This window comes from Candidatus Accumulibacter vicinus, assembly GCF_000584955.1.
In the GTDB taxonomy this organism is placed as follows: domain Bacteria; phylum Pseudomonadota; class Gammaproteobacteria; order Burkholderiales; family Rhodocyclaceae; genus Accumulibacter; species Accumulibacter vicinus.
Window position 1 is genome coordinate 37,398 of record NZ_JDSS02000051.1, and the last position, 6,454, is coordinate 43,851.

The following is a 6,454-nucleotide window of genomic DNA, read 5'->3' on the forward strand; positions in this document are numbered from 1 at the left end:
CGAGTGGGCGCCGCTGATCGATCGTGAGGATTTCGCCACGCTGCCGACTTTTGCCGGTCAGGCCGCGGAAACCGGGGTTCTGGCTCGACACGCTGGCGACCCTGGGGTGGCCCTCCTGCTTGCCGACGGCCAGCGCGTCCAGGCCCGCCTGGCAGCGCGCCTGCTCGAACTGCGCTGGCTGGCGGCAGGACTCGCTGACCCGTCGCGTCTGTCGGCCCTCGTCGATGCCACGGCCGTCGCGGCCGGTTGCGGTCTGGCACGCGTCGAAACGGCACGGGGTACCCTGCTTCATCGCATCGATCTCGCGGCTGACTGCGTCGACCACTATCAGATCATTGCGCCGACCGAATGGAATTTTCATCCGCAAGGCGCATTTTTCCGCGAGATGTCTAGTTGTCCGGCACAGACCCGCGACGACGCACGGATCAGGGCGGCTCGCCTGGCCCTGTCGCTCGATCCGTGCGTACCCTCGGAATTGAGGATTGTCGATGCATGAAATGTCGCTGGCCATGGGGGTGTTGCAGATCGTCGAGGACGCTGCGTGCGAACAGTCGTTTCGGCGCGTCCGCCTGGTGCAACTCGAAATCGGTGCGCTGGCTGCCGTCGAAGCCGAGGCGATGCGCTTCTGTTTTGATGCCGTCAGCCGCGGCACCATCGCCGAAGGCGCCACCCTCGAGATCATCCAGGTCGCCGGCCAAGGTTTATGCTTTAATTGCAATATGACGGTGCCGCTTGCGGCTCTGTACGACCCTTGTCCAGCCTGCGGCGGGCACCCGGTGCAAGCGACCGGGGGGACCGGGATGCGGGTGAAGGAACTGGAAGTCGAATAAACGAATAACAATGAGGAGACAGCACAGAGATGTGTACCACTTGCGGTTGTGGCACCGGCGAGATCCACGTCGATGGCAAGGCATGGTCCGCGCACGCGAAGACACCGGCAACCGACTCGGCATATGCTTCGCCGCCTGGCGAGGGCACCGGGGAGGTTCCTTTCAAGATGAGCTACCGCGCCGTCGGCGCTCGGCATGGGCAGGTCCATTCCCACGCCGATGGCCAGCGGCACGTTCATGCGCATGACCATGAGCACGACGCTGCCCACGCGCATGCGCATGCCTCGGCGGCTGCGCAGGGGTCGGCAACGACGCCGTCGCGGCTGATACAGATCGAACGCGACATTCTTGCCAGGAACGATGGCTACGCAGCCGAGAACCGCCGGCGCTTCGACGAGCAGGGGATTTTCGCGCTCAATCTGGTGTCCAGCCCCGGCTCGGGAAAGACCAGCCTGCTCTGCCGCACCATCGAGGCACTCAAGGGACAACTGTCGATCGCCGTCATCGAGGGCGATCAGCAGACCAGTCGCGACGCCGAACGTATCCGCGCCACCGGCGTTGCCGCGCTGCAGATCAATACCGGCAAGGGCTGCCATCTTGACGCGCATATGGTCGGCCATGCCTTGCACGAACTGGCTCCGGCCGACGACTCGCTGCTGTTGATCGAGAATGTCGGCAATCTCGTCTGTCCGGCCGCATTCGATCTCGGTGAAGCCTGCAAGGTGGTGATCCTGTCGGTCACCGAAGGCGAAGACAAACCGCTCAAATATCCGAACATGTTTCATGCGGCTTCACTGATGCTGCTCAACAAGGTCGATCTGCTGCCCCATGTTTCCTTCGACAGCGATCTGGCGATCGCTTATGCCCGCCAGGTCAATCCGGCATTGCAGGTGATCCCCTTGTCGGCAACGACGGGGGAGGGCTGCGAGCAGTGGCTGGCCTGGCTACGCGCCGGCTGCAGCGCACGCCGGGAGCAGAAGCGGGTGACGATGGCGTCGCTGCAGCGCCGCATCGCCGAACTTGAAGCGCGGCTGGCAGCGGGAGGCTGAGATGTCCGAGTCCATCGTTTGTCAGCACATCCGCGTCAGCGGTGTCGTTCAGGGCGTCGGTTTTCGTCCTTTCGTCTGGCGACTGGCCAGGGAACTGGGTCTTGCGGGCTGGGTACGCAACGATTCGCGTGGTGTCGAAATCGAGGTCCGCGGCGCCGCTGCACAGGTGCGGCGTCTCATCGAGCGTCTGGAACTTGACGCGCCACCGCTGGCCCGGATCAGCTCGGTGAGCGCCCGCGATACGGTCTCGGCGCGTGTCGGCGAAGGCTTCGTGATCATCGACAGCCGCAGCGGTCGGGCCGCGACGATGATCGGACACGACACGGCGGTCTGTCGTGATTGTCTGACCGAGATGTTCGACCCCGGCAGCCCTCGCTGGCGTTATGCCTTTACCAATTGCACCAACTGCGGGCCACGCTACACCATCAGCCGCAGCTTGCCCTACGACCGTGTGCGCACCAGCCTCAAACCCTTTGTGATGTGTCACCGTTGTCAGTATGAATACCGCCGGCCCGAGGACCGGCGTTTTCATGCCGAGGCCAATTGCTGCCCAAAATGTGGGCCCCATCTGTTTCTGCTCGACGGCGAAGGACACCGCCTGCCCGATGACCCGATCACCACCGCCCTGGCCCTGCTGCGCCAGGGAAAGATCGTCGCTATCAAGGGACTGGGCGGTTTTCATCTGGCCTGTGACGCCCGCAACGCGGTCGCCGTCGCCTTGCTGCGCGAGCGCAAGCAGCGCGACGAGAAACCCTTTGTGGTGATGCTGGCGAACGCCGCTTCGGCCGCTCGGCTGGTCCAGATCGGCGTCGGCGAACCGGGTCTGATGGCGCTGCCGACACGCCCGGCGATTCTGCTCCGCAAACGCGGCGGTTGCGATGACGCGCTGCCCGGTGTCGCCCCTGGCCTGGCCTGGCTGGGTGTCATGCTGCCGTACACGCCGGTGCAGTTCCTGCTTTTCCACGAGGCCGCCAAACGCCCGGCAGGGGTCGGCTGGCTGGAGCGTTCGCAGGATCTCGCGCTGGTCATGACCAGCGCCAACCCCGGTGGCGAACCGCTGGTGATCGGCAACAGCGAGGCCCTGCTGCGTCTCTACGGGATTGCCGACGCTTTTCTGATGCACGACCGCGATATCGTCACGCGTTGCGACGACAGCGTCGCGCGGATTACCACCGGCGGTCTGCAATTCATCCGTCGCGCGCGCGGTTACACGCCACGCGCGATCAGGTTGCCGGTCTCCGGACCTTCGGTGCTGGCGGTCGGCGCCTGGTTCAAGAACACCATTTGTGTGACCCGTGGCGATGAGGCCTACGTTTCGCAACATGTCGGCGACCTCGACAATGCGGCCGTTTGCGATTTCCTCGAGGAAAATGTCGCGCAATTGCTGAAACTGCTGGGCTCCGAACCGGCGATCGTGGCGCACGACCTGCACCCGGATTTTCATTCGACGCGTTTTGCCGCCGACTTTGCCCAACAGCGTCGCCTGCCGCTGTTGGGCGTCCAGCATCATCATGCGCACGCTGCGGCAGTGCTCGCCGAACACGGCATGCAGGGCGCACACCTGGCGCTGTCGCTCGACGGCGTCGGCCTCGGGACCGATGGCGCGGCCTGGGGTGGCGAATTGTTGCGTGTTGACGGCGCCCGCTTCGAGCGTCTTGGCCATCTTTCGCCGCTCGCGCTGCCGGGTGGCGACCGCGCCGCCAACGAGCCGTGGCGAATGGCGGCGGCCGTGCTGCACCAACTCGGCCGCAACCGCGAAATCAGCGAACGTTTTATCGGCCAGCAGGCTGCGCCGGCCGTTGCGCAGATGCTGGCGAGCGACATTTTGTGTCCGCCGACGACGAGCATGGGCCGGATTTTCGATGCCGCTGCCGGCCTGCTCGGCATCCGGTCGGTAATGGCTTACGAAGGGCAGGCGGCGATGTTCATGGAAGGCCTGGCGCAGTGTTACGGCGACATTCTGCCGCTCGATCAGGGCTGGCGGATCGCACAGGGCCGCCTTGACCTGTTGCCCCTGCTGGCGGTACTCGCGGATGAAAAGAATGCCGAGCGTGGCGCCGCGCTGTTCCATGCCACGCTGGCTGCCGCCATTGCCGACTGGGTGCGGGTCCTGGCGCCTGGCGAAAAGGCGGTGGTCGGCAGCGGCGGCTGTTTCCTCAACCAGGTGCTGGTGCGAGGCTTGCGCGCTCGCCTCGGTGCGCAAGGGATCAAACTTGTTGAAGCGCGCCAGGTGCCGCCCAACGATGGCGGACTGTCGGTCGGTCAGGCCTGGATCGCCCTGCAGCATCTGCTGGGCCATTAGAGGAGCGCTGAGCATGTGTCTTGCACTGCCTTGCCGGATCGTCGAACTGCGGCCCGACGAGCGGGCGCTGATCGATGTGGCCGGAGTGGGCAAGGAGGTTTCGCTGGCACTCGTAGAAGATGTCGCAGTCGGTGACTACGTGATCGTGCATGTCGGCTACGCGCTGACCCGGCTCGATCCGGAAGAAGCCGAAAAAACCCTGGCGCTGTTTGCCGAACTCGGCGAAGCCGTTTTGCGGGAGGCTGGCGTTGCAGGTGGAGCGATCCAGTAAATCAGTGACCTGCACCGTTCGGCCTGAGCTTGTCGAAAGCCCCTCCTGTTAAATTGGGTAAGACCCACGGGCCTTCTTGTGATCGGGGCGTGAATGGCTAATTCCTTGCGGAAGAACTTCTCATGGAGTCTTGTCGGCAACATTGTTTATGCGTTGTGTCAATGGTTGATGCTGATCATTATTGCCCGCCTGGGAAATGCTCGGGACGTCGGCATCTATTCGCTTGCCCTGGCCATTTCTGCGCCGGTCATGCTTTTTCTTGGCATGAATTTGCGGGTGGCCATTGCCACCGATCAGAAACATCAATTTGACACGCAAGATTATTTCATGTTGCGTGTCTGTTCCAGCACCGCCGCACTGGTCATCATTTCATTTGCGGCCTTTTTCCTGTACAGGACAGAAAGCGATGTACTGATCGCCATCATCATGGTTTCACTGGTGAAATCGGTGGAGTCACTCAGTGATGTCTGTTACGGATTCTTCCAGAAGAACGAGCGCAATGACCTGATCTCCAAGTCATTAATCCTGCGGGGAGTCAGTACGGTCTTGCTGCTGGTACCGGCTTATTACTACCTCGGGTCGCTGACCGAATCGCTCGGGGTTGTCTTGTCGGTATGGCTGGCAATTCTGGTCGTTTTCGATGCACGCAACCTGCGAAATCTATTGGCTACCGGAACCGAACATCCGACCCGCTCTTCGCAATGCACTGGTTTGCTCAAGGTCGTTTTTCCGCTGGGTTTCGTTGCACTGCTTGATTCATTGACGCCGAACATCACCCGCTATGCAGTCGAGTTTTTTTTTGGCCTCGAACAATTAGGATACTTCTCCGCCATTGCTTATCTGATGGTGGCCGGCGGGACCGTTGCCGGCGCCTTGGGAAATGCGGCAACTCCGCGAATGGCCCGGCATTTTGCGAATAAGGAACGGTCCGAATTTTGTCGCGTTGGCCTGACGGCGGTTCTGTTGGGTTCGAGTGTCGGAGTGTGTGGCCTGATCGTATCGGTTCTTTATGGCGAGCAATTGCTGGGATTTGTTTATGGCGAGCCATACATCGCGTATCAGCCGTGCTTCGTGATCGTCATGCTGGCCAGTATCTTATGGTACGCTGCCGGCCTGACAGGGTGCATGCTGAACGCTGCCCGTCGGTTTGGACACCAGTTGCTGGCAAACTGGCTGGCCATTTTGGCCGTATGCATCGCCGTTGCCGGATTCGGGAGCGCAGGCGGAATCAATGGCATCGCATGGGCGTTGGCGATAGGCATGGGTGCAAGATTGGCTGCATCTCTGGGTTTGCTCCTCATGACGCTCCGGAAAGGCATGGGCTGAATGTCAATATCCTACCTGTTGCAGAGAAGCGGTATCTTCCTCGCGCTTGTACGCCTGCCATTCCGGATGATGAGGAGGATCGGGAATAAAATAAACACCTGGTGGTGGAAGCTGCATTTATTGCGCCTGGGCCGGAATTCCCTTGTCGAGATGGGCGTATCGATCGAAAACCCAAGGCAAGTCGCTGTCGGTGAGCATTGTCTGATCTGCCGTGACGCCACCCTGGTGTCGGAGACCATTGACGGAAATCTCTTCCTTGAGGATCGGGTGCAGATCAATCGAGGGGTAAAAATCGATCATACCGGCGGCGTGTTGATCAGGGAACATGCTTTGATTTCGGAAGGCGTGACCATTTACTCGCACACCCACGGGATAGACCCGCACTCCACTCCTAAGGCATAGCCTTATACACAACTCATTCAGCATGAGCAAAAAAGTGATCTAAAGCGTTGATTTTTCGATGAAACATGCTCAAACGAGCAGATTTTTATGCAATTCGGTAACTTATTGTTTCATATCGATATTTATGATGTCAGATGAGTTGTGTATAAGGCTATGCCCTAGCAGGTGCGCAATTATTGAACTGGTTTGCAGTGGCTTGTGAATTGCACCGCGACTGGCGCAATGATGTTGAAGGGCAACAAAGCAAGAACCCCGGAAGAAGAAATCAATCAAT

Annotated in this window: 7 protein-coding genes; all 7 read left to right on the forward strand. The window is 60.7% G+C overall.

The window, feature by feature from the left end:
- The coding region (locus CAPSK01_RS20120; RefSeq protein WP_273704181.1) for a nickel-dependent hydrogenase large subunit at positions 1-496 on the forward strand (496 nt) is incomplete at its 5' end.
- Positions 489-830 (forward strand): hydrogenase maturation nickel metallochaperone HypA, encoded by a 342-nt coding sequence (hypA, locus tag CAPSK01_RS20125; protein ID WP_034931048.1) that lies wholly within the window; start codon positions 489-491, stop codon positions 828-830. The genes CAPSK01_RS20120 and hypA, both read left to right, overlap by 8 nt.
- Before the next feature lie 29 nt (positions 831-859).
- Positions 860-1,879, forward strand: coding sequence for a hydrogenase nickel incorporation protein HypB (gene hypB, locus CAPSK01_RS20130; RefSeq protein WP_034931051.1), 1,020 nt, complete (start codon positions 860-862; stop codon positions 1,877-1,879).
- 1 nt (position 1,880) lies between these two features.
- Positions 1,881-4,181, forward strand: coding sequence for a carbamoyltransferase HypF (hypF, locus tag CAPSK01_RS20135; protein WP_034931054.1), 2,301 nt, complete (start codon positions 1,881-1,883; stop codon positions 4,179-4,181).
- A gap of 13 nt (positions 4,182-4,194) precedes the next feature.
- On the forward strand, positions 4,195-4,452 hold the full coding sequence (locus tag CAPSK01_RS20140; RefSeq protein WP_034931057.1) for a HypC/HybG/HupF family hydrogenase formation chaperone: 258 nt from the start codon (positions 4,195-4,197) through the stop codon (positions 4,450-4,452).
- 93 nt (positions 4,453-4,545) lie between these two features.
- Entirely contained in the window at positions 4,546-5,778 is a 1,233-nt protein-coding gene (locus CAPSK01_RS20145; RefSeq protein ID WP_273704182.1) for an oligosaccharide flippase family protein, read from the forward strand.
- The gene (locus tag CAPSK01_RS24190) at positions 5,779-6,180 is read left to right on the forward strand and encodes a hypothetical protein (RefSeq protein ID WP_273704183.1); all 402 of its coding nucleotides are present in this window, start codon (positions 5,779-5,781) and stop codon (positions 6,178-6,180) included.
- Positions 6,181-6,454 lie beyond the last annotated feature (274 nt).

Coding starts and splice junctions, on each gene's coding strand:
- CAPSK01_RS20145 (WP_273704182.1), top strand. CDS start 4,546: ATGGCTAATTCCTTGCGGAAGAACTTCTCATGGAGTCTTGTCGGCAAC.
- hypA (WP_034931048.1), top strand. CDS start 489: ATGCATGAAATGTCGCTGGCCATGGGGGTGTTGCAGATCGTCGAGGAC.
- CAPSK01_RS20140 (WP_034931057.1), top strand. CDS start 4,195: ATGTGTCTTGCACTGCCTTGCCGGATCGTCGAACTGCGGCCCGACGAG.
- hypB (WP_034931051.1), top strand. CDS start 860: ATGTGTACCACTTGCGGTTGTGGCACCGGCGAGATCCACGTCGATGGC.
- hypF (WP_034931054.1), top strand. CDS start 1,881: ATGTCCGAGTCCATCGTTTGTCAGCACATCCGCGTCAGCGGTGTCGTT.
- CAPSK01_RS24190 (WP_273704183.1), top strand. CDS start 5,779: ATGTCAATATCCTACCTGTTGCAGAGAAGCGGTATCTTCCTCGCGCTT.